This is a genomic window from Glycomyces amatae (assembly GCF_020991375.1).
Taxonomy (GTDB): Bacteria; Actinomycetota; Actinomycetes; order Mycobacteriales; family Micromonosporaceae; genus Glycomyces; species Glycomyces amatae.
Map to the genome: position 1 here is coordinate 1 of NZ_JAJLQZ010000025.1, position 20,657 is coordinate 20,657.

Annotated in this window: 20 protein-coding genes; 8 read left to right on the plus strand and 12 right to left on the minus strand. The window is 71.3% G+C overall.

Features of this window, described 5'->3' with window-relative positions; translation table 11 throughout:
- The first annotated feature begins 663 nt into the window (after nt 1–663).
- Complete coding sequence (locus LO763_RS24890) at nt 664–1,089, plus strand: OsmC family peroxiredoxin (protein ID WP_230790439.1); 426 nt, start codon at nt 664–666, stop codon at nt 1,087–1,089.
- A 205-nt stretch (nt 1,090–1,294) separates the two neighbouring features.
- Nucleotides 1,295–2,587, plus strand: a complete 1,293-nt coding sequence (locus LO763_RS24895; protein ID WP_230790441.1) for a KamA family radical SAM protein — start codon at nt 1,295–1,297, stop codon at nt 2,585–2,587.
- A gap of 69 nt (nt 2,588–2,656) precedes the next feature.
- Here LO763_RS24895 and LO763_RS24900 read toward each other — a convergent pair whose 3' ends face one another.
- Nucleotides 2,657–3,400: an NAD(P)H-dependent oxidoreductase gene (locus LO763_RS24900; RefSeq protein ID WP_230790443.1), complete on the minus strand. Its 744-nt coding sequence runs from the start codon at nt 3,398–3,400 to the stop codon at nt 2,657–2,659.
- Nucleotides 3,401–3,531: 131 nt separating this feature from the next.
- On the opposite strand from LO763_RS24900, the gene LO763_RS24905 reads away from it, so the two are divergent.
- A complete protein-coding gene (locus tag LO763_RS24905) occupies nt 3,532–4,383 on the plus strand; it encodes a helix-turn-helix transcriptional regulator (protein ID WP_230790445.1) in 852 nt (283 codons plus the stop codon).
- Between the two features lie 21 nt (nt 4,384–4,404).
- Here LO763_RS24905 and LO763_RS24910 read toward each other — a convergent pair whose 3' ends face one another.
- Together LO763_RS24910 and LO763_RS24915 are read right to left on the minus strand one after the other, a co-directional pair.
- On the minus strand, nt 4,405–5,418 hold the full coding sequence (locus LO763_RS24910) for an NAD(P)-dependent oxidoreductase (RefSeq protein ID WP_255672994.1): 1,014 nt from the start codon (nt 5,416–5,418) through the stop codon (nt 4,405–4,407).
- 9 nt (nt 5,419–5,427) lie between these two features.
- On the minus strand, nt 5,428–6,294 hold the full coding sequence (locus tag LO763_RS24915; protein ID WP_230790449.1) for an NAD(P)-dependent oxidoreductase: 867 nt from the start codon (nt 6,292–6,294) through the stop codon (nt 5,428–5,430).
- Nucleotides 6,295–6,434: 140 nt separating this feature from the next.
- Here LO763_RS24915 and LO763_RS24920 point away from each other — a divergent pair, with 140 nt between their 5' ends.
- Nucleotides 6,435–6,788 (plus strand): winged helix-turn-helix transcriptional regulator, encoded by a 354-nt coding sequence (locus tag LO763_RS24920; protein ID WP_369432082.1) that lies wholly within the window; start codon nt 6,435–6,437, stop codon nt 6,786–6,788.
- 7 nt (nt 6,789–6,795) lie between these two features.
- Here LO763_RS24920 and LO763_RS24925 read toward each other — a convergent pair whose 3' ends face one another.
- From LO763_RS24925 to LO763_RS24945, 5 genes are all read right to left on the minus strand, one after another.
- The gene (locus LO763_RS24925) at nt 6,796–7,335 is read right to left on the minus strand and encodes a DUF2087 domain-containing protein (RefSeq protein ID WP_230790453.1); all 540 of its coding nucleotides are present in this window, start codon (nt 7,333–7,335) and stop codon (nt 6,796–6,798) included.
- Between the two features lie 40 nt (nt 7,336–7,375).
- Nucleotides 7,376–8,050, minus strand: a complete 675-nt coding sequence (locus tag LO763_RS24930; RefSeq protein WP_230790456.1) for an HAD family hydrolase — start codon at nt 8,048–8,050, stop codon at nt 7,376–7,378.
- A gap of 209 nt (nt 8,051–8,259) precedes the next feature.
- Nucleotides 8,260–8,817, minus strand: coding sequence for a thymidine kinase (locus tag LO763_RS24935; protein ID WP_230790458.1), 558 nt, complete (start codon nt 8,815–8,817; stop codon nt 8,260–8,262).
- Nucleotides 8,818–8,907: 90 nt separating this feature from the next.
- Nucleotides 8,908–12,498 carry a methionine synthase gene (gene metH / locus LO763_RS24940; RefSeq protein WP_439650319.1) on the minus strand — a complete coding sequence of 1,197 codons (3,591 nt, stop codon included), beginning with the start codon at nt 12,496–12,498 and terminating at the stop codon, nt 8,908–8,910.
- Nucleotides 12,495–13,166, minus strand: a complete 672-nt coding sequence (locus LO763_RS24945) for a TetR/AcrR family transcriptional regulator (protein ID WP_230790462.1) — start codon at nt 13,164–13,166, stop codon at nt 12,495–12,497. Before LO763_RS24945 ends, metH begins: the two co-directional genes overlap by 4 nt.
- Nucleotides 13,167–13,409: 243 nt before the next feature.
- Here LO763_RS24945 and LO763_RS29475 point away from each other — a divergent pair, with 243 nt between their 5' ends.
- Genes LO763_RS29475 through LO763_RS24960 form a run of 3 tightly spaced genes read left to right on the plus strand, consistent with a single transcriptional unit; the run spans nt 13,410 to nt 14,879 of the window.
- Nucleotides 13,410–14,015, plus strand: coding sequence for a GNAT family N-acetyltransferase (locus tag LO763_RS29475; protein WP_304608878.1), 606 nt, complete (start codon nt 13,410–13,412; stop codon nt 14,013–14,015).
- 52 nt (nt 14,016–14,067) lie between these two features.
- Nucleotides 14,068–14,214 (plus strand): hypothetical protein, encoded by a 147-nt coding sequence (locus tag LO763_RS24955; RefSeq protein WP_230790464.1) that lies wholly within the window; start codon nt 14,068–14,070, stop codon nt 14,212–14,214.
- A gap of 26 nt (nt 14,215–14,240) precedes the next feature.
- A complete protein-coding gene (locus LO763_RS24960; RefSeq protein ID WP_230790466.1) occupies nt 14,241–14,879 on the plus strand; it encodes a pyridoxamine 5'-phosphate oxidase family protein in 639 nt (212 codons plus the stop codon).
- Between the two features lie 165 nt (nt 14,880–15,044).
- Here the strand turns inward: LO763_RS24960 and LO763_RS24965 are convergent, their stop codons facing one another.
- The 3 genes from LO763_RS24965 to mshC form a co-directional block, all read right to left on the minus strand.
- The gene (locus LO763_RS24965; protein WP_230790468.1) at nt 15,045–15,932 is read right to left on the minus strand and encodes a phenylalanine 4-monooxygenase; all 888 of its coding nucleotides are present in this window, start codon (nt 15,930–15,932) and stop codon (nt 15,045–15,047) included.
- A gap of 72 nt (nt 15,933–16,004) precedes the next feature.
- Complete coding sequence (locus tag LO763_RS24970) at nt 16,005–17,660, minus strand: enoyl-CoA hydratase-related protein (RefSeq protein ID WP_230790470.1); 1,656 nt, start codon at nt 17,658–17,660, stop codon at nt 16,005–16,007.
- Between the two features lie 70 nt (nt 17,661–17,730).
- Nucleotides 17,731–18,972, minus strand: coding sequence for a cysteine--1-D-myo-inosityl 2-amino-2-deoxy-alpha-D-glucopyranoside ligase (mshC, locus tag LO763_RS24975; RefSeq protein WP_230790472.1), 1,242 nt, complete (start codon nt 18,970–18,972; stop codon nt 17,731–17,733).
- A gap of 116 nt (nt 18,973–19,088) precedes the next feature.
- Between mshC and LO763_RS24980 the strand changes: the two genes are divergently transcribed.
- Entirely contained in the window at nt 19,089–20,063 is a 975-nt protein-coding gene (locus LO763_RS24980; protein ID WP_230790474.1) for an aldo/keto reductase, read from the plus strand.
- Between the two features lie 34 nt (nt 20,064–20,097).
- Here the strand turns inward: LO763_RS24980 and LO763_RS24985 are convergent, their stop codons facing one another.
- Nucleotides 20,098–20,592 (minus strand): VOC family protein, encoded by a 495-nt coding sequence (locus LO763_RS24985; RefSeq protein ID WP_230790475.1) that lies wholly within the window; start codon nt 20,590–20,592, stop codon nt 20,098–20,100.
- Between the last annotated feature and the right edge of the window lie 65 nt (nt 20,593–20,657).

The following is a 20,657-nucleotide window of genomic DNA, read 5'->3' on the forward strand; positions in this document are numbered from 1 at the left end:
CTTGTTGCGCACCAGACCCCAAAAGGACCCAGCGACTTCGGTATGTGTCGAAGCATGTCCTGACCGATTTTCTACGGGACACCGAAGTGCCCCAAGGAAAAGACAGTCAAAAACAGTACCGATCAACTACCACCAGGACCTAGCCCAGCCAATAGCGATCAGCCCGCACGCTGACCATCCAAACACCCTGTTGAGTTCTCAAACAACACGCCAACAGAAGCAACCATCCATATCAGGATTCGACCTCAGTCGGAGCAACCCGAACAACGTTACTCGTCTCGAACCGCGCTGTCTAACCCGGGTCGATTGACCCTCGTCACAAGCGATTGAGCCTCTATAAAGTCTCAGGTGATCCCCGCGCTTCGATCCGGGCCGCGCCATGGCTTCAAGCCTGTCGCGTACTTCCGTGATCTCCGGACCGGCTTCGTTTTCCTCGGCCGTTCCGTTCCCCCGCGGGCAGAGACAAATATACACACCCTCGAGGGGGCCGAAACCAGGGGGGTCACCCGAGTTCTGACGATACGCCTGACCTGGGAAGACGTCAAGGAACCCTCAGCGGAGCGGCCTCCGCGCCACGGACCGGACCCTCGCCGCGGACGCTCTGCCGGGGCCCGCTCCGACTGTTAGCCTGCGAGCGAAGGAACTCCGATCAAAGGAGAAGGCATGTCAGTCACTCGCAATGCACGCACCCGCTGGACCGGCGGACTCCAGGACGGCGGGGGTGTCACCAGCTTCGTGTCGTCCGGCCTGCCGGACACTCCGGTGACCTGGGCGTCGCGCGCGAACGACCCGGAGGGCAAGACCAGCCCCGAGGAGCTCATCGCCGCGGCCCACGCCTCCTGCTACTCCATGGCGCTGTCGGCCGGCCTGGGCAAGGCCGGTTACACCGCGGAGGAGATCGTCACCGAGGCCGGCGTGGACTTCAAGCCGGGCACCGGGATCACCGGCATCGCGCTCACCGTGCGGGCCGTGATCCCCGGGATCGAGAAGGACGAGTTCGACCGGCTCGCGGCGGAGACCAAGGACGCCTGCCCCGTGAGCCAGGCGCTCAAGGCGGTCCCGATCTCGCTCGAGGCGACCCTGGGCTAGGGTCCTCAACAAACGCTGAGAATTTCATATTCACGCACAGTGTGCGCGAAAGCATCGGATGCACCATCCGTGGCCGCAGGGCCACGGTCCGAACGCGGGCGGTCCGTTCGCGAGCGGCGCGGTGGACGTTGGTTTCGCGCACTTGTTTGTAGCCAGGCCTGCCTGCCCAGTTGCAAACCGATATCGCGAAGAGGAGGGAGTTCTCGTGACTGCTCCTGACAGCACTGGTAGGCGGTTCACCGCCTACACCATCCGGCATCTCGACGAGTTGCTCCAACGAGCGCCGCTGACCGAGGAGCAGCGGCTCCGAACGAGGGCCGTGGCGTCGGTCCTCCCGTTCCGTACGAACGCCTACGTGGTCGATGAGCTCATCGACTGGGACCACCCCTTCGACGACCCGATGTTCCGGCTGGTCTTCCCGCAGGAGGACATGCTTCCGGAGGCGGACGTCGACCACATCGCCGGCCTGCTCAAGGCGGACGCCCCGAGGGCGGAGGTGACGGCCGCCGCCAACGGGATCCGGTACAAGCTCAACCCCCACCCCGCGGGGCAGCTGGCGCTGAACGTCCCCAAGGCCGGCGCGGAGCCGATCCCCGGGCTCCAGCACAAGTACCGCGAGACGGTGCTGTTCTTCCCGCAGCAGGGCCAGACCTGCCACGCGTACTGCACGTACTGCTTCCGCTGGGCGCAGTTCGTGGGGATCGCCGACCTGAAGATGGCGAACAACGACGTGGACCAGCTGGCCGGCTACGTGCGGGACCACCCCGAGGTGAGCAGTGTGCTGCTGACCGGCGGCGACCCGATGATCATGGGCGAGCCGGTGCTGCGGCGGTACATCGACCCGCTGCTGGAGATCGACCACGTCGAGTCGATCCGGATCGGGTCGAAGGCGCTGGCCTACTGGCCGCAGCGGTTCGTGTCGGACCCCGACGCGGACGACACGCTGCGGCTGTTCGAGCGCGTGGTGGCGTCCGGGCGGAACCTGGCGTTCATGGCGCACTTCTCCCATGAGAAGGAGCTCGAGTCGGAGGTCGTGCGGGAGGCGGTGCGCCGCATCCGGTCCACCGGCGCGGTGATCCGGACGCAGGCGCCGCTGATCCGGACGATCAACGACGACGCGGAGCAGTGGGAGGGGATGTGGCGGACCCAGCACAAGCTGGGGATGGTCCCTTACTACATGTTCGTGGAGCGGGACACCGGTCCGCGTGACTACTTCTCGGTGCCGCTGTGGCGGGCCTGGGAGATCTACCGCGACGCGTTCAGCCGGGTCTCGGGCCTGTGCCGGACGGTGCGGGGCCCGTCGATGTCGGCCACGCCGGGCAAGGTCACGGTGGACGGGGTCGTGCAGATCGGCGACGAGAAGGTGTTCGCGCTGCGGATGCTCCAGGCGCGGGACCCCGCGATCGTGGGGGTTCCGTTCTACGCGAAGTTCGATGAGACCGCCGTGTGGGTGGACGATCTGAAGCCCGCGTTCGCGGACAGGTTCCCGTTCGAGTAGACCCGTCCTTCGTCGGCTGGACGTGTCTGTGAGCCGGAGCGGCCTCGCGCCGCTCCGGCTCTTCGCGTGTCAGGCGGTGTGGAGGGCGAAGCCGGTGGTGCCTTCGGGTTCGAGGCCGGGCTTGAGGCGCTTGTGCTCGTCGTAGTCGTCGGTCTGCCTGCGGTAGGCGATCGGTTCGGTCTCGGCGAGGGTCTCGAGGCGTTCTTTGAGCTGTTTGACCGTGTCGGCGTAGTCGGACTGCCAGCCGGCGCCGGTGATCACCGTCGGCGGGAGGACCTGCATGCCGGTGTAGAAGAGGACGCCGTGCTGGATCGGGAAGAGCAGGTCGTTGATGTCGCCGTTGACGCCGCGGTCGGAGAGGTGGGCATCGGCGGCGCCGGTGGTCACGACGATCATGGCGCGTTTGCCGGCGAGGACGCCGTCGCCGTAGCGCTTCCAGGTCCGGGAGGAGCCGTAGCCGAAGCCGTGGGTGAAGACCCGGTCCATCCAGCCCTTCATGATGGCGGGGACGGTGAACCACCAGAGGGGGAACTGGAGGATGACGGCGTCGGCGGCGAGGAGGCGTTCCTGCTCGGCCTTGATGTCGGAGGCCAGGGTGCCCTTCTCCCACGCCTCGGCCGTGGCGGCCATGAAGTGCTCGTTCTCGGTGGGGCCGAAGTCGTCGAAGTCGGCGACGGCCTTCCAGTTCATGGCGTAGAGGTCGGAGACGGTGACGGTGTGGCCGAGGCCTTCGAGGGTGCCGACGGCTTCGTCGCGCAGGGCGGCGTTGAACGAGGCGCGGTGGGGGTGGGCGTAGACGATGTGGATGTTCATGCGGACCATCGTGCGGCGGATGCGCGGGGGCTGCCAGACGTCTGTTCGACCTGGGGTCGTTCGACCCTAGGACTGACAGACCTAGGCATCGGGGCTTCGCGGCGGCGATACTTGCCGCGGAGGTTCGAGTGATGTCATCTGATGCGACCGGGGTCCACAGGCTCGAGGACGTCGTGGACTTGGGGAAGTTCCTACAGGCGCGGCGCGCTCGCGTGAACCCGGCCGAGGTGGGGTTGCCCGACAACGACCGGCGGCGGGTGCCGGGGCTGCGCCGGGAGGAGCTGGCGCTGCTGGCCGGGGTGAGCGTGGACTACTACACGCGCCTGGAGCAGGGGCGGGCGAAGCGGCCGTCGGAGCAGGTGCTGGACGCGGTGGCGCGGGCGCTGCGGTTGGACGAGACGACGCGGGCGCATCTGCACCGGCTGGCGGGGAACGTGCGGCTGGGTCCGCGGCGGATCGGCGCCAAGGTGCGGCCGTCGCTGGAGACGATGCTGGCCGCGGTGGAGCACTTCCCGGCGCTGATCATGAACCACCGGCAGGACGTGCTGGCCTCGAACCGGCTGGCGCGTCTGCTGTACGGCGGGTTCGGGTGGGATCTGGAGTGCGGGCCGAACTTCGTGCGGATGCTGTTCGACGAGGACACGCACCCGTTCTTCCCGGACTGGGAGACGGTGTGCGCGCCGGAGGCGGTGGCGCAGCTGCGGAAGATGTCGGCGCTGTTCCCCGACGATCCGGAGCTGGTGGCGCTGATCGGCGGGCTGTCGGTGGAGCACCGGTACTTCGCGGAGCTGTGGGCGCGGGCCGAGGTGATGGACTGCAACATCGGGACGGTGCGGTTCGACCATCCGATGGTGGGTCCGTTCGAGCTGTACAAGGACCAGTTCCGGGTGGCCGACGGGTCGGGCCAGATGCTGGTGACGCTGACGGCGGCGCCGGGGACGGACGGGTACGAGAAGCTGGCGCTGCTGGGGGCGGGCGGGTAGCCTCCCGCCCCCGGCGGCGCGTCAGGCGATGGGCAGCTGGTCGGCGACGCTGATCCAGTCGGCGGTGCCGCGGCCGGTGGCGGCGAGCTCGTCGAGGTGCCGCATGAGCGGTTCGAGGAGGTCCGCGCCGACCCCCTGCTCGCGGGCGGCCGTGATGAGCGCTCCGACCGCGGCCCGGGCGAAGTCGACGTCCTGGCCGCGGGCGGGGTCGTGGTCGCCGCTGTTGTGGGCGGCTCTGTCGAGTTCGGCGCCGAAGCGGCCCAGGTGCGGCAGGATCGCGCCGAGCCAGCCGCCGACCTCGCCGGCGGTGTCGGCCGCGGTGGCGCCGACGGTGCGCATCATGGCGACGGCCTGGAAGAGCCCGCCGAACATCTGGTACATCGCGGTCAGGAGCGCCATGTCCTTGAGCGAGGCGAGTCCGGCGTCCTCCCCCTGGTAGTCGGCGGCGCCGAGGGTCTCCAGCAGGGCGCGGGCGGTGTCGTAGGCGGACCGGTCCCCGGAGTAGAGGAGCCGGGAGGCGGGGGTGCCGATCATGTCCGGGGTCGCCATGATCGCGCCGTCGAGGTAGGTCAGGCCGTGCTCGGCGGCCCAGGCGGCGGTGGCGCGGGCCTGGTTGGGCGTGGTCGTGGTGAGGTTGACCAGGGTCCGGCCCTTGAGTTCGGCGGCGACCGGTTCGAGGTGCTCGCGGACGCTGGCGTGGTCGAAGAGGACGACCAGGACGACGTCGGCGGCGGTGACGGCTTCGGCGACCGTGGCGGCGGCGCGGGATCCGGCTTCGGCGTGGGGTTCGGTCTTGGCGGCGGTGCGGTTCCACACGACGGTGGCGTGGCCGGTGTCGCGGAGGCAGGCGGTGATGGCGGAGCCCATGGCGCCGAGGCCGAGGACTGCTGCGGTCGGGTTCGTCATGACGTGGTTCCTTACGGGTTGATGGTGAGTCGGTCGATGATGCGGTTCCAGACGGTCGTCGCATAACCGCGCCGGCGCAGGCGCGCGGCGATCGCCGAGGCCGAGGACGGTGAGGCTGCCTTGCGGCATGGCGTGCTCCTATGCGGCGTCGCCGCGGAAGACGCGGTAGACCGGGACGGTCTCCCCGGCCTTCTCGCTGGCGTCGAGCGCGCGCTGGTAGTAGTCCTGGATGGTCCTGGTGAGGGCGGCGTCCACCCCCGCGTCCTCGCTGGCGTCGATGACGTGCTGGGCGCCGGCGTGCATCATCCTGAGGCTCGCGAGGTCGTCCCAGCCGCCCTGCTTGGCGGCTCCGGCGAAGTAGCGGGTGAAGTCGCGCCGGCTGCCGGCGTCGTCCTCGCTGAGCGCGACGAACGTGTCGATGTCGCCGCCGGAGCGCTCGATCATGGCCAGCGCCTGCTGGAGGGAGGCGAGGTAGGCGTGGAACATGGCGAGCTCCGCCTGGTAGTACAGCTGGGCGAGCCCGTAGTCGGCGCCGAGGTACTCGTTCGCGCAGAGCAGTTCGAGCAGGGGGCGGAGGGACTCGTGGAGGTCCCGGGGGCCGCTGACGTACAGGTGCGACGCGGGGTGCCGGATGTCGTCGCTCTGGGTCATGTAGGCGCCGGTGAGGAAGCGGGCGCCGCGGTCGAGGACCCATCCGGCGCCCTTGGCGGTGTTGGCCGGGGAGTCGGAGGAGAGGTTGACGACGGTCCTGCCGGCGAGGTCGCCCTGCTCGAGGACGCCGTACATGGCGTCGTAGTGGATGAGGGAGAGCAGGATCGTGTCGTTGGCGGCGATGGCCTCGGCGGCGGTGGCGGCGGGCCTGGCGCCGAGTTCGGCGAGGGCCTCGGTCTTGCCGGGGCTGCGGTTCCAGACGGTGACGTCGACGCCGGCCTCCAGGAGGACGCGGGCGGTGGCGCGGCCCATGGGGCCGAGCCCCATGACGGTGACGGACTTGTGATCGGACATGTTGCGCCCCTTAGGAAGTGGTGGGTTCTTGGTCGCCTCGGCGGTCTCCATGGTCGGTCGCCGCGGGTAGGCTTCGCAAGACCGCACCTCCAGGTGGGGTTGCTTACGTCGAGGTTCGGAATATGGCCGGGAGGGGTCCGATGCAGGCAGCGAGTGACGTAGATCAAACCTGCGGCATGTCGATCGCGATCGACGTCGTCGGCGGGAAGTGGAAGATGCACCTGATGTGGGTGCTCGCCGAGGGGCCGGTCCGGTTCGGGCGGATCAGGCGCAAGCTCGACGGGGTGAGCGAGAAGGTGCTCGCGGAGAACCTGCGGCAGCTGGAGGCGAGCGGGATCGTGCACCGGGAGCTGTACGCGGAGGTGCCGCCGCGCGTGGAGTACTCGCTGACGCCGCTGGGCGTGTCGCTGAGCGAGGCGCTCGAGCCGCTGGAGGTGTGGGGGGACGCGAACCGCGACGCGCTGGCGCCGCGGTCCGGTGTCGCCGCCTGCTAGAGGCGGCTCAGATCGGGGGCGCCTCGCGGCGGCGGTACTCCCCGCCGTCGTCGGTGCGTTCGAGGAGGAGCTCGTCGATCATGTCGCGGCGCAGCTGGAGCGGGTCGTCGTACTCGGCCGCCAGCGCCTCGGTGATCTCGCGCTCGGTGTAGACGCGGTCGAACGCGAAGAGGCGCCCGGCGAGGTCCTTGAGCAGCGCGACGCGGGTGCGGCGGTTGACCGGGCGGGCGCTGATGCGGCCGTTCGAGTACAGCTGGGCGATCTCGGGGGCGACGCCGGGGGGCGCGTCGGGCCTGGCGGCGCGGGCGGCCGCGGCGGCGTCGCGGAACGCGTCGGGGGCGGCGCGGACCCTGCCGTCCTCGCGGACCACCAGGCCCGCCTCGAACAGGCGCATGAGGGCGCGTTCGGCGCGGGGGTGGCGGGCGTTCAGCTCGGCGACGCCGAGCCCCGGGTCGGCGAGGACGATCTCGGCGAAGACCCGGAGCCGCTCGGGGTCGGCGAGGGCTTTGACGATGGCGTGGCTCGGTTCTGCGGAAGCTGCTGGCATCCGGACAGACTGGTGCAGCCGGGCCGGGCGGTCAACGGGTTTAGGCGTCGGCGAGGGTGCGCAGGTAGGCGAGGTCGACGCCTTCGAGCGTGTCCAGGCGCAGGACCTCGAGGTCGGCGGGCAGTTCGACCTCGCTGGGGACGGCGAGGGTGACCGCGCCCGAGGCGAGGCCCGAGCCGACGCCGGAGACCGAGTCCTCGACGACGACCGAGCGCCTGATGTCGACGCCGAGCTTCTCTGCGGCGGTCTGGTAGGGCTCGGGGTGGGGTTTGCGCTGGTCGACCTCGTCGCCGCAGATGGTGATGTCGAAGTTGCCGGGGCCGAGCTGGTCGATGATGATCTCGGCCAGTTCGCGCGGGGTCGAGGTGACCAGGGCGGTGGGGACGTCGGCTGCGCGGGCCTCGAGGAGGAGCTCCTGCGCGCCGGGCTTCCAGTCGACGCCCTCGGCGAAGAGCTCCTTCATGCGCCTGCGCAGCCACAGCAGCCGCGCGGGGGCCTCGCTGAGGGGGAGGCCGAGGCTCTCGAGGAGCATGAGGACCGAGGCGTCCTCGTTGGTGCCGACCATGCGGGCGCGGACGGCCGGGTCGAGCCTGCCGCCGAGGAGTTCGGCGAGCTCCTCGATGCCGGTGTCCCAGACCCGCTCGGAGTCGACGAGGGTGCCGTCCATGTCGAAGAGCACGGCTTGCGGGAACGCAGGCGTAGGTCGATCAGTCACGCCGTCAACAGTACGGGCGTCGCGGTTGCCGGAGCCCGGTTCGCGGCGGAGCCGCGGGGCAGCTCACACCGTGCGGCGGAGCTGCGGGGCGGCCCGCAAGGCGAGGTGCGGTCGCGGGACGGCTCACGGGGCGGGGCGGCTCGCGCAGTGGGACGGAGCCGCCGGGCGGGCCCGCACGGCGCGGCGGGCTCGCACGGCGGAGCGCGGCCTCAGGCGAGTCCGGCGCGGTGGTGGCGGCGGCACAGGACGGTGTAGGAGTCCATGTCGCCGACTTCCACGACGTCGCCGGAGAAGACCATGACGCCCTCGCGCACGCGCGCGTTGTGCGTGCCGCGACCGCCGCACCAGCAGTTGACGCGCACCGGCAGCTCCTCGACGCGGTCGGCGAGCTCGATGAGCCGCTGCGCGGCCGGGAAGAGCCTGCCGAGGAAGTCGGTCTTGAGGCCGAAGGCGTACACGTCGAGGTCGAGGCCGTCGACGGCGTCGGCGAGGTGGTTGATCTGCTTGGGGGCCTCGAGGAACTGGACCTCGTCGACGACGACGTACGGGGGCTTGATCGCGGCGAGGTCGTCGTAGATGTCGAAGCCGGGCTTGACCTCCTTGGCCTCGTGGCTGAGCCCGAGGCGGCTGGAGACGACGCCTTCGCCGCCGCGGTCCATCGAGGTGTAGACGACGCCCTCGCCGCCGAGCGAGTGGTGGTACTGGAGGGCCAGGGTGGACTTACCGGCGTCCATGACGCCGAGATAGGCGACGAGTTCGTGCGACATGGCCCTATGGTGCCGGGCGGGCGGCGGGCCGGTGAACGCGGCCGCGGGTTCGGTGCCCGGCGCCCCAACGGCACCGGGCACCGCCCGGGGTCACTTCGCGTTGAAGTAGCTCGCCTCCGGGTGGTGGAGGACGATCGCGTCGGTGGACTGCTCCGGGTGGAGCTGGTCCCCTTCGGACAGTTCGACGCCGATGCGGTCGGCGCCCAGGAGGTCGACGAGGGTCGCGCGGTCGGCGAGCTCGGGGCAGGCCGGGTAGCCGAAGGAGTAGCGGCAGCCGCGGAAGTCGACGTCGAGGAGGCCCTTGAGGTCGCCGGGGTCGGCGTCGCCGACGGTGCCGCCGCCGGGCAGGACCCACTCGCGGCGCATGCGGCGGTGCCAGTACTCGGCGAGCGACTCGGTCAGCTGCACGGTGAGCCCGTGGACCTCGAGGTAGTCGCGGTAGGCGTTGGCCTTGAACAGTTCGCCGGTGTACTCGGAGACCTTGGCGCCCAAGGTGACCAGCTGCATGCCGAGCACGTCGAGGCGTCCGCCGTCCTTGGCGCGGAAGAAGTCGGCGAGGCACAGGCGCCGCCCCTGCCGCTGGCGCGGGAAGGTGAAGCGGGCGCGCTCGGCGTGGCCGTTCTCGTCCAGGACGACGAGGGTGTTGCCCTCGGCGTAGGCCGGGAAGTACGCGTAGGCGACCTTGGCCTCGATGACGTTGTCGGTGGCGAGGCGGTCGAGCCAGTAGCGCAGGCGCGGGCGGCCCTCGGTCTCGACCAGCTCCTCGTAGGAGGGCCCGTCGTCGCCGCGCGTGGGTTTGAGGCCCCACTGGCCGAGGAAGGTCGCGCGCTCGTCGAGCAGCGGCGCGTACTCGGCCAGCGCGACGCCCTTGACGACGCGGGAGCCGAAGAACGGCGGGACGGGGACCTCGACGTCGGCGGCCACGTCGGAGCGCACGGAGGTGTCGTCCAGGTCCGGGAGGGACTCGGCGACCATCGTGGCCTGCTTGGCGCGGCGCTGGCGGCGCAGGGCGATCTTCGCCTCCTTCTCGGGGTCGGTGATCGGCACGCCGGTGCGGCGGGCGGTCATGACCCGGTTCATGAGGTCGAGGCCCTCGAAGGCGTCGCGGGCGTAGTGGACCTGGCCGCCTTCGAACATCTCGCGCAGGTCGTCCTCGACGTAGGCGCGGGTGAGCGCGGCGCCGCCGAGGAGGACGGGCCAGCGCCGGTGGAGGCTGCGGGCCATCATCTCGGCGAGGTTGTCCTTCATGATCACGGTGGACTTGACGAGCAGGCCGCTCATGCCGATGACGTCGGCGCCGTGCTCCTCGGCGGCGTCGAGGATGGCGTTGATGGGCTGCTTGATGCCGAGGTTGACGACGGTGTAGCCGTTGTTGGACAGGATGATGTCGACGAGGTTCTTGCCGATGTCGTGGACGTCGCCGCGGACGGTGGCCAGGACGATGGTGCCCTTGTCGGTGCTGTCGGCCTTGTCCATGTGGGGTTCGAGGTGGGCGACGGCGAACTTCATGGCCTCGGCGGACTGGAGGACGAACGGCAGCTGCATCTCCCCCGCGCCGAAGCGGTCGCCGACGACCTTCATGCCCTCGAGGAGGTGGTCGTTGATGATGTCGAGGGGGCGCCGGCCTCCGGTGAGGGCCTCGTCGAGGTCGGCGTCCATGCCGTTCTTGTCGCCGTCGATGATGCGCTGGGCGAGGCGCTCGCCGAGCGGGAGGGCGGCGAGGGCCTCGGCGCGGGCCTCCTTGGAGCCGGCGAGGCTGACGCCGTCGAAGATCTCGATGAGCCTCTGGAGCGGGTCGTAGTCCTCGGCTCGGCGGTCGTAGACCATGTCGAGGGCGACCTGCTTGTGCTCCTCGGGGATCGAGGCCATCGGCAGGACCTTGGAGGAGTGGACGATGGCGCTGGTCATCCCGGCCTCGACGCATTCGTGGAGGAACACGGAGTTGAGGACCTGGCGGGCGGCCGGGTTGAGGCCGAAGGAGATGTTGGAGACGCCGAGGGTGAAGTTGACGCCCGGGTACAGGCGGGCGATCTCGCGGATGGCGGCGATGGTCTCGAGGCCGTCGCGGCGGGTCTCCTCCTGGCCGGTGGAGATGGGGAAGGTGAGGGCGTCGACGAAGATGTCCTCGATCCTCATGCCCCAGGTTCCGGTGAGGTCGTCGATGAGGCGGGCGGCGACCCGCACCTTCCAGTCGCGGTCGCGGGCCTGGCCCTCCTCGTCGATGCACAGGGCGACGACGCCCGCGCCGTGCTCGACCACGAGCGGCATCATCCGCTGGTAGCGGGAGGTCGGGCCGTCGCCGTCCTCGAAGTTGACGGAGTTGACGACGCACTTGCCGCCGAGGGCCTCGAGGCCGGCTTCGACGACGTTCGGCTCGGTGGAGTCGAGCATGATCGGGAGCGTGGAGGCGGTGGCGAAGCGGGAGGCGAGGACCCGCATGTCCTCGGCGCCGTCGCGGCCGACGTAGTCGACGCACAGGTCGAGCAGGTGGGAGCCGCCGCCGGCCTGCTCGCGGGCGATCTCGACGCAGCGGTCGTAGTCGGCGGCGAGCATGGCGTCGCGGAAGGCCTTGGAGCCGTTGGCGTTGGTGCGCTCGCCGATGTTGAGGATCGAGGCGTCCTGCCGGAACGGGACGTGGTGGTAGGAGGAGGAGACGCCCGCTTCGAGGACCGGCGTGCGCTCCCGGGGCGCGGCGAGGTCCTGAGGAGCGCCGCCGAGGCGGGCGCGGACGGCCCGGATGTGGTCGGGGGTGGTGCCGCAGCAGCCGCCGACGAGGCTCACCCCGAAGTTGCCGACGAACTCCTCGTGGGCGTCGGCGAGCTCCTCGGGGGTGAGCGGGTAGACCGCGCCGTTCGGGCCGAGGACGGGCAGGCCGGCGTTGGGCATGACCGAGATCGGGACGGGCGAGTGGCGCGAGAGGTAGCGGATGCTCTCGCTCATCTCGTCCGGGCCGGTGGCGCAGTTGAGGCCGATGACGTCGATGCCGAGCGCGGTGAGGCTGGTCAGGGCCGCGCCGATCTCGCCGCCGACGAGCATGGTGCCGGTGGTCTCGACGGTGACCTGGGCGATGACCGGCACGTTCGTGCCGAGGTCGGCGTTGGCGCGCTTGGCGCCGATGACGGCGGCCTTGGCCTGGAGGAGGTCCTGGGCGGTCTCGACGAGGAGGGCGTCGGCGCCGCCTTCGATGAGGCCGGCGGAGCACTCCTGGTAGTGGTCCCTCAGGAGCGCGAAGGGCGCGTGCCCGAGGGTGGGCAGGCGGGTGCCGCCGCCCATGGAGCCGAGGACGAAGCGGGGCCACTCGGGGGTCGCGTACTCGTCGGCCTTCCGCCGGGCGAGGCTCGCGGCGGCGCGGGCGATCTCGCGGGCGCGGTCCTCGATGCCGTACTCGACGAGGCCGCCGTAGTTGGCGTTGAAGCTGTTGGTCTCGACGCAGTCGGACCCGGCGGCGAGGTAGGCGTCGTGGATGCCCAGGACGATGTCGGGCCGGGTCAGGGAGAGGATGTCGGAGAGGCCCTCGTGGCCGTCGTAGTCCTCCATCGTGGGGTCGAAGGCCTGGAGCATCGTCCCCATGCCTCCGTCGGCGATCACGACGCGGCGGCTCAGGACATCGAGGAACAGGCTCTTCTCAGACACGTGGTCAAGGGTACTGGCGGGTGCCGACAAGTGGGAAGGAGGTTTCATTTGTTGGGAGGTGTGACTTGCGCTGCGACGCCGTCGAGGAGGGTCGCCAGCGCGGACTCGAACAGGGCGTCGAACTCGACGAAGGGCGCGGCGGGGAACTGGTCCGACAGGTGCGGGAGGCCGCCCGCCTCGGCGAGCGCCGCCACGGCGCCGGCGGCCTCGCGGCGCCACCACTCCTCGATGGTCGGGCCCGAGTCCGCGGCGGCGAGCTCGGCCGCGGGCAGCAGGGCGAGGCCCTGGACCAGGCCGGAGACGGCCAGGTAGGCGGCCATGGCCCGCGAGGCGGGGAGGCCGGCGTCGCGGGCGGCGGCGATGGACCGCTCGGCCCCGGCGAGGACGCCGGGCTCCAGGGGCGGGCGGGTGGTCGCCAGGACGCGGAGGAGCCACGGGTGGCGGCGGTACAGGCGCCACTCCTCGCGGGCCTCGTGCTCGAGGCGGGCGCGCCACCCGGTGACGGCGGCGGGCGGCGGCCGCGAGGCTCCGGCGGCGGTGTCGGCCATCGCGGCGACGAGGGCGGTGCGGCTGGAGAAGTGCCGGTAGAGGCCGGCCGTGGCGACACCGAGGGCGGTGGCCAGGCGCCGCATGGTGACCGCTTCGAGGCCCTCGGCGTCGGCGAGGGCGATCGCGGCGGCGGTGATCCGGGCTGGCGTGAGGGGACCGGTGCGCACCGGGCGTGGTTCGGGGGCGGCCCGCCTGCGGGCGCGGTAGGCGCGGGCCTGGCAGGCCCGGGAGCAGTAGCGGCGGGGGCGGCCGCGCCCGGTGGGGGCGATCGCGGTCCCGCAGACGGCGCACGCGGCGATGGCGGCCTCGTTTCGTCACGCGTGGAAGGTGTGACGTAATAATAGTGCTTCTACTCTTCCGCAGCTAGGTTCGTCTCGTTCGGAACGGGGTTCACGCGGAAGGGGAACGGCATGGGGACGGTGACGGTGCGCAGGGCCGGGGCGGGCGACGCGGCGGCGGTGACGGCGGCGTACGCGGCCGCCACGGCGGACGAGGCGGTCAACGCCTGGGTCATGGGGTCCGGGGAGGTGCCGCCGGAGCTGCTCGAGGCGCATTTCTCCGCGTACGTCGCGGCGGCGATCGAGCGGGACGAAGTGTGGCTCGCGGGCGGGGGCGGGGAGGTCTGGACCGTGTCGGTGTGGGTCCGGGTGGACTCGGCCGAGCGGATCGAGGCCGACGCCGAGGAGTTGGCCGCGGCCGCGGAGGAGCACGGCCTGGCGGTGCTGGAGCGGGCGGCGCTGGTCGCCCGGACGGTGGCGGCGGCGCACCCGCGGGACTTCCCGCACCTGCACCTGCATTCGATCGCCACGGTGCCCTGGCTGCGCGGCGAGGGGGCGGGTGGGGCGCTGCTGGCCGAGCGGCTGCGGCTCGCGGACGAGGAGGGGCTGCCGGTGTACCTGGAGGCGAGCACGGCGCGTTCGGCGCGGCTGTACGAGCGGGCCGGGTTCGCCGCCGCGGGCGCGCCGATCGCGCTGCCCGGGGGCGGGCCGGAGCTGGTCCCGATGTGGCGGCGCTGAGCGGCGGCGCTCGTGTCGCGCGGCGGCCCGCGCGGCCGCCTAGGATGCGCGTATGGACACCCTCCTTCTGCTGTTCCTCGCCGCCGTCGGCTTCTACGTCCTGTACTGGACCGTCCGCTACGCGGTGCGGCACGCGCTTGCGGACGCCGACGAGCGACGGTCGGGATCCGGCGCCGACGGGGGTAGCATCGAGTCGTAACGGCCGTCTCTCCCGAAGGGGCCCATATGGATACAGTCGACAATCGCCTGTGGACCGAAGTGACCGATCCCGCGAGGCTGCGGGAGATCGTCGGCGAGGTGATGCCTCAGGCGGCGCAGAAGGAGCGGGCGACGCTCCACGAGCACGACCGGGCCTGGCTGGCGGCCTCCCCCTACTGCGTGATCGCGACCTCGGACGCCGAGGGCAACTGCGACGCCTCCCCCAAGGGCGACCCGGCCGGGAAGCTCGTCCACGTGCTCGACGACGCCACGGTCGCCATCCCCGAGCGCAAGGGCAACCACCGGGTCGACGGCTACCGGAACGTGCTGGCGAACCCGCGCGTCGGGCTGCTCTCGCTGCTGCCGGGCCGCCGGGAGACGCTGCGGATCAACGGGCGCGCCCGGGTGGTCTCGGACGCGCCCTTCTTCGAGGACATGGTCGTCAAGGGCCACCGGCCGGTGCTCGCGCTGGTGGTGGAGATCGAGACGATCTTCTTCCACTGCGGCAAGGCGTCCATGCGCTCGGGGATCTGGAAGCCCGAGACATGGACGCCCGAAGCCCTGCCCCCGCACGCGCGGATGGTCAAGGACACGCAGGTGATCGAGCAGACCTACGAGGAGCTGGTCGACAAGTACGGGCCCAAGTACGAGCAGGGCTTGTACTGAAAGGCTCAGCCGAGCAGGGTTTGTACTAGGAGGCTCAGCCGAACAGGGTTTGCACTAGAAGGCCCGGCCGAGCAGGGTTTGCGCCGAGGGGCTCGGCCGAGCGCGGTTCGCGCTCGGGAGCCCGCTCGGGCGGGGCCGGTGCCGAGCGGTGCTCGGACCGGCTCCTTACCGGCCCTCGGCCAAGAGGCGTTCGATCGACTCGTCGTCGCAGGTCTCCCAGAACTCCCCCACCACGTCCTCCAGCTGCTCCATCGATCCCGCGTCGAAGAGCTTGTCCTGGTAGTGCGTGATGTCGTAGTCGATGGTGCCCATCGCGTAGAGGTCGAGCGGCATGATCGTCATGTCGCGGAACTCGTCGATCTCGCCGTACGAGGAGAGGATGCCCGCCCCGTAGGCCTTGAGGCCGTCCTTCTCGCTCATGACCCCGAACTCGAGGGTGAACCAGAAGACGCGGGAGACGAACTCGAGCGCGTCCTCGGAGTGGACGCGGCGGGCCGCCTCGCCCGCGGCCCGGTAGAGGGCGGCGAAGCGCGGTGAGGCCAGCGCGTTGGCGTGGCCGATGACCTCGTGGACGACGTCCGGTTCGGGCGTGTAGAGCGGCACCGAGTGGTGCCGGATGTACTGGGTCGCGTGGAACCTCCCGTCGGAGAGCACCCCGTAGAACTCGCGCAGCGGCACCAGCCCGGCCGCGGGCAGGTAGCTGAACCCGGTGAGCGGTTCGAGGGCCTCGGAGACCTCGTGGAGCTGCGGGATGTGGTCGGCGGGGAGTTTGAGCCGCTCGCCGCCCTCCAGGTACTCGCGGGCGGCCAGGGCCTGGTGCTTGACCGCGAGTTCGGCGCTGACCAGGCGCCAGATCTCGTGTTCGGTGTCGGTGTAGGAGACCTCGGGCATGGGTAGGCCCGGCTCCCACTTCATTGCGAGTCCCGCGATGGCGTTGCGCCGCTCGCGGTACTCGGGGTCGGCGAAGCCCGGGTGGTTCTCACCCAGTTCCACGACGACCGTGCCGTCGGCGTCGGTGTTGACCGGCGCGAAGTACTGTCCTTCTTCGAACATGAGAACAGTCCATCAGGTGGGACGCCGCCTGTCAACGCAGTCGCGGGACTGGCAAGCCCTGTCCCCCGCCGGTCAGGCGAAACGCAGCCTCCCGGGGGTCTCGGTCGGCGCGGCCTTGGCGAGGAAGGCGCGGCGCTGGGCGTCGAAGCCGTGGCGGTCGTCGAAGAAGTCCCGGGCCATCTCGGCGAGCTCGAGGGTCTGGTAGTACGACAGGGGCTTGGCATCGGCGCGGCGGCGGGCCTTGGCGGCGTACATGCGCCCGCGGGTGACCGGCTCGTTGTAGCCGATGGCGACGGCGCGGAGCCAGCGCTGGAACTCGTTCCAGTCGCGGGGGCCGACCGCGCCGATGAGGCCGATCTGGGCGGCGTGGGCGGCGGAGATCGGGAGGTTGTCGTTCAGGAGCCGGGCGGCGGTGTCCTCGCCGACGCGGTCGGCGACCGACCAGGTGTGCAGCTCCGAGCCGAAGATGCCCATGTCGTAGTACGGGTTGAGGACGGTGCCGTCGCGGGCGACGGTGACGTCGGCGCAGAGGGCGGTCATGACGCCGCCGGCGCCGGCGTTCGCGGAGAACGCGGCGACGGTGAGCTGGTCGGCCTCGGCGATCGCCAGGCACAGCTCGTCGATGGCGTTGATGTTGTCCCAGGCCTCGGCGGCGGGGTCCTCCGCGGCGTCGATGACGCCGAGGTGGATGCCGTTGGAGAAGGCGTGCTCGGTGCCGGTGATGACGAGGATGCGGGTGTCCTCGGTGAGGGCCTTCTCGACCGCTCCGGTGAGGCGGCGGCACTGCTCGGTGTGCATGGCGCCGTTGTAGGAGCGGAGGGTGAGGTAGCCGATGTCGCCTTCGCGGCGGTAGGCGGTCTCGCTGATGGCCGCGGGCGCGGGCTTGAACGCGGCGTGGCGGGCGTCGAGGACCATGGCGGCCGGGAGCTTGGGGCCGCGCCGCTTCTCGAGGAGGGCGGCGTAGCCGACCCAGAGGGTGCCGCGGCCGGTGGCGAAGGCGAGGGCCTCGCAGTCGCGGCCGACGATGGTGCCGGGTTCGGCACCGGTGTGCTCCTCGGTGGCGGCGGCGTCGAAGAGGCAGTAGGTGCGGCCGTTGATCTCGGCGGGGGCGCCGGGGGCGCCGTCGGCGGCGGCGATGCGCCGGGCCAGGTCGGTCGCTGGAGCGCGCCAGTCGAGGGCGAAGGCGGGGCGGCGCAGGAGCGGGAGCTCGCCGGTGCCGGGCACCGCGCGGGGCTGCCGGTCGACGGGCACGGGCCGCTCCCCGGCGGCGACCTTGCGGACGGTGGCCGCGACGCAGTCCATGGCGGCGTCGGCGACGCGGCTGTTGTAGAGGGCGCTCTTGGTGACGCCTTCGGGGACGTCGAAGGTGAAGGAGGCCCAGACCGGGCCCGCGTCCATCTCCTCGACCGCCGAGAGCGCGGTGACGCCCCAGCGGGGGCTCCGGCCGAGCAGGGCGTGGTCGAGGGAGGAGGGTCCGCGGTCGCCCACGGGGCCGGGGTGGACGATCACGGTCGTCCAGCGACGCCAGACCTCTTCGGGGACCCGGTGCTTCAGGAACGGGCACAGGATGAGGTCGGGGTCGATCCGCTCGACCGCGGCGGTCATCGACTCCGGCGTCGGGTGGGCCGGGGCCAGTTCCACGCCGACGTCGTGCCCCTGCTCTCGCAGGGTGCACCACACGCGCTGGGTGAGACCGTTGAAAGCGGACGCAAGCAGCAGGATCTTCAATTCGACTCCAGGAGGATGGGGAGTCGGCCACGCTCTGTCACAGCGTACCGATACTCGGCATTTCGCACAATCAGCGCGTGCAGTGTATGCCGAGCAATCCTCCGATCGTGTCGCGGGCGAGGGCGGAAGCTGAGGGATCCTCCCCACCTGCGGCAAGAGTCGCGTTCGCCCACTCATCGACCGCCGCGAGGGCCCCGGCGGTGTCGAGGTCGTCGGCGAGGCGCTCGCGCACGGCGGTGAGCATCGCCCCGGCCGGGACGGCCAGCTCGCGGGAGACGGCCTCGCGCCAGCGGCCCAGGCGCAGCTCGGCCTCGGCCAGCGCGGTCGCGCTCCACTGCCGGTCGGAGCGGTAGTGGTCGGCGAGCAGGGCCAGGCGCACCGCGGCGGGGTCGACGCCCTCGGCGCGGAGCTTGGAGACGAACACGAGGTTGCCGAGGGACTTGGACATCTTCTCGCCGTCCAGGCCGATCATGCCGGTGTGGACGTAGGCGCGGGCGAAGGGGCGCTCGCCGGTGAGGGACTGGGCGTGCGCGGCGGACATCTCGTGGTGGGGGTAGATGAGGTCGTTGCCCCCGCCCTGGACGTCGATGCGGGCGCCGAGGTGGTCGAGGGCGATGCAGGCGCACTCGATGTGCCAGCCGGGGCGGCCGGGGCCGACCTCGCTGGGCCAGGAGGGCTCCCCGTCGCGGGGGGCGTTCCACAGGATCGGGTCGAGCGGGTCGCGCTTGCCGTCGCGGTCGGGGTCGCCGCCGCGCTCGCGGGCGAACGCGAGCATGGTGTCGCGGTCGTAGTTCGACTCGCCGCCGAAGTCGGCGTCGGCCGCGACGGCGTAGTAGACGTCGCCGCTCTCGTGGCGGTAGGCCGCGCCCTTCTCGAGCAGGTCGGCGACGGCCCGGCCGACGGAGGGGATCGACTCGACGGCGCCGATGAAGTGGCGGGGCGGGAGGACCTGGAGGGCCTCCATGTCCTCGCGGTAGAGGGCGGTCTCGCGCAGGCCCAGGACCTGCCAGTCGGTGCCGTCGCGCTCGGCGCGCTCGAAGAGCGGCTCGTCGACGTCGGTGACGTTCTGGGCGTAGTGGACGTCGAGCCCCTGGTCGAGCCAGTAGCGGTGGACCAGGTCGAAGGTGATCATGGTCGCGGCGTGGCCCAGGTGCGTCGCGTCGTAGGGAGTGATGCCGCACACGTACATCGAGGCGCGCTCGGCGCCGGGCTTGACCGTCTCGCGCGGCGCGCCCGAGGCGGTGTCGTGCAGGCGCAGGGCCGGTCCGTGGCCGGGCAGGGCGGGTACGGGCGGTGAGCTCCAGGAATCCATGCCCGCGATCGTATTCCGAACACCGGCCGTCCGGCCAGTGGCGACCGGTCCGGCCCGTCCGCTCAAGCGCACCTGAGGCTTTCACGCGAACGTTGTTCGATGTAACTTCAGTGACCATGGAACGCCGACCACTTGGACGCAGCGGCATCGAAGTCTCCTCGTTGGGCCTGGGGACGATGACGTGGACCACCGACGAGGCCGGCCTCGAGGACGCGGCCGCCCAGCTGCAGACCTTCGTAGAGGCCGGCGGCACGCTCGTGGACACCGCCGACGTGTTCGGGCAGGGCGCGGCCGAGGCGGTGATCGGGCAGCTCATGGGCAAGGTCGTGGCGCGCTCGGAGCTGCACATCGCCACGAAGGCCGGAGTGCGCACGGACGGGGCGCCGCGCAAGCGGGACACGTCGCGCGGGTGGCTCATGCGGTCCCTGGAAGGGTCCCTGCGGCGCCTGGGGACCGACTACATCGACTTGTGGATCCTGCACGTGTACGACCCGGACACGCCGCTGGAGGAGACGATGTCGGTGCTCGACGCGGCCGTCTCGAGCGGCAAGGTCCGCTATGTCGGGCTGTCCAACCACACCGGTTGGCAGACGGCGCGGGCGTTCGCGTGGCAGTCGGCGTGGCCGGGCCGGACCCCGATCTCGGCGAGCCAGGTCGAGTACTCGCTGCTCCAGCGGGGCGTCGAGCGGGAGGTGCTGCCGGCGTGCCTGGCGCTGGAGATGGGCGTGCTGGCGTGGTCGCCGCTGGGCCGGGGGGTGCTGACGGGCAAGTACCGGTTCGGGCGCCCGGCCGACTCGCGGGCGGTCTCGTCGCAGTGGTCGCGGTTCGCCGGGGTGTACCTGGACGAGCGCTCGGCCGGGATCGTGGAGGCGTGCGCGACGGCGGCCGAGGGGCTGGGGGTGAGCCCGCTGGAGGTCGCGCTAGCGTGGGTGCGGGACCAGCCGGGCGTCGCCTCGGCGATCGTGGGAGCGCGGAACTCGACGCAGCTGCGGGCCTCGCTCGCGGCCGAGCAGCTGTTCCTGCCGCCGGAGATCCGGCTGGCGCTCGACGACGTGTCGGCGCCGACCGTGGGGTACCCGGAGAGCTACTGAGCCGCGGGCGGTCGCCCGCCCGCGGCCGCGGCGGCTACTCCTGGGCCATGGAGGCCATCCACTCGTCGACGCGGCGCTCGCCCTCTTCGCGGGAGACGTCCTCGACGCGGGTCATGATCGACCAGCGGCGCCCGAACGGGTCGGCGATCGAGGCGTACCGGTCGCCGGTGAGGAACACCGAGGGCTCCTCGCGGACGCGTGCGCCCGCCTCGACGGCCTTGGCGTAGACGGCGTCGCAGTCCTCGACGTAGAGGGTGAAGGACGCGGTGATGTTCTCGGGGTCGGGCTCGGCCATGCCGAACGCGGGGTTGGCGTCGCCGAGCTGGATGATCGAGTTCCCGATGAGGACCTCGGCGTGCGCGACCGTGCCGTCGGGCATGTCGTTGCGGGAGAGGACCTTCGCGCCGTAGACCTCGGCGTACCAGTCGAGGGCCTTCGCCGCGTCCTTGACGACGATGAACGGCGTGATGGAGTGGTAGCCGTCCGGGATCGGGTTCACCTTGCTGCTGCTGGTCTGCTCAGTGCTCATGGGGCCAGTCTGGTCGAGGGGCCGGGGCGCCGCTTGTAAAAAAACGACGCACCCCGGGGATAGCA

Excerpts from the sequence above, each read along its gene's own strand:
- mshC (WP_230790472.1), bottom strand. The coding sequence starts at position 18,972 with ATGGATTCCTGGAGCTCACCGCCCGTACCCGCCCTGCCCGGCCACGGA.
- LO763_RS24900 (WP_230790443.1), bottom strand. The coding sequence starts at position 3,400 with ATGAACATCCACATCGTCTACGCCCACCCCCACCGCGCCTCGTTCAAC.
- LO763_RS24980 (WP_230790474.1), top strand. The coding sequence starts at position 19,089 with ATGGAACGCCGACCACTTGGACGCAGCGGCATCGAAGTCTCCTCGTTG.
- LO763_RS24920 (WP_369432082.1), top strand. The coding sequence starts at position 6,435 with ATGCAGGCAGCGAGTGACGTAGATCAAACCTGCGGCATGTCGATCGCG.
- LO763_RS24935 (WP_230790458.1), bottom strand. The coding sequence starts at position 8,817 with ATGTCGCACGAACTCGTCGCCTATCTCGGCGTCATGGACGCCGGTAAG.
- LO763_RS24960 (WP_230790466.1), top strand. The coding sequence starts at position 14,241 with ATGGATACAGTCGACAATCGCCTGTGGACCGAAGTGACCGATCCCGCG.
- LO763_RS24955 (WP_230790464.1), top strand. The coding sequence starts at position 14,068 with ATGGACACCCTCCTTCTGCTGTTCCTCGCCGCCGTCGGCTTCTACGTC.
- LO763_RS24925 (WP_230790453.1), bottom strand. The coding sequence starts at position 7,335 with ATGCCAGCAGCTTCCGCAGAACCGAGCCACGCCATCGTCAAAGCCCTC.
- LO763_RS24915 (WP_230790449.1), bottom strand. The coding sequence starts at position 6,294 with ATGTCCGATCACAAGTCCGTCACCGTCATGGGGCTCGGCCCCATGGGC.
- LO763_RS24985 (WP_230790475.1), bottom strand. The coding sequence starts at position 20,592 with ATGAGCACTGAGCAGACCAGCAGCAGCAAGGTGAACCCGATCCCGGAC.
- LO763_RS24910 (WP_255672994.1), bottom strand. The coding sequence starts at position 5,418 with ATGCCGCAAGGCAGCCTCACCGTCCTCGGCCTCGGCGATCGCCGCGCG.
- metH (WP_439650319.1), bottom strand. The coding sequence starts at position 12,498 with ATGAAACCTCCTTCCCACTTGTCGGCACCCGCCAGTACCCTTGACCAC.
- LO763_RS29475 (WP_304608878.1), top strand. The coding sequence starts at position 13,410 with ATGGGGACGGTGACGGTGCGCAGGGCCGGGGCGGGCGACGCGGCGGCG.
- LO763_RS24890 (WP_230790439.1), top strand. The coding sequence starts at position 664 with ATGTCAGTCACTCGCAATGCACGCACCCGCTGGACCGGCGGACTCCAG.
- LO763_RS24905 (WP_230790445.1), top strand. The coding sequence starts at position 3,532 with ATGTCATCTGATGCGACCGGGGTCCACAGGCTCGAGGACGTCGTGGAC.
- LO763_RS24965 (WP_230790468.1), bottom strand. The coding sequence starts at position 15,932 with ATGTTCGAAGAAGGACAGTACTTCGCGCCGGTCAACACCGACGCCGAC.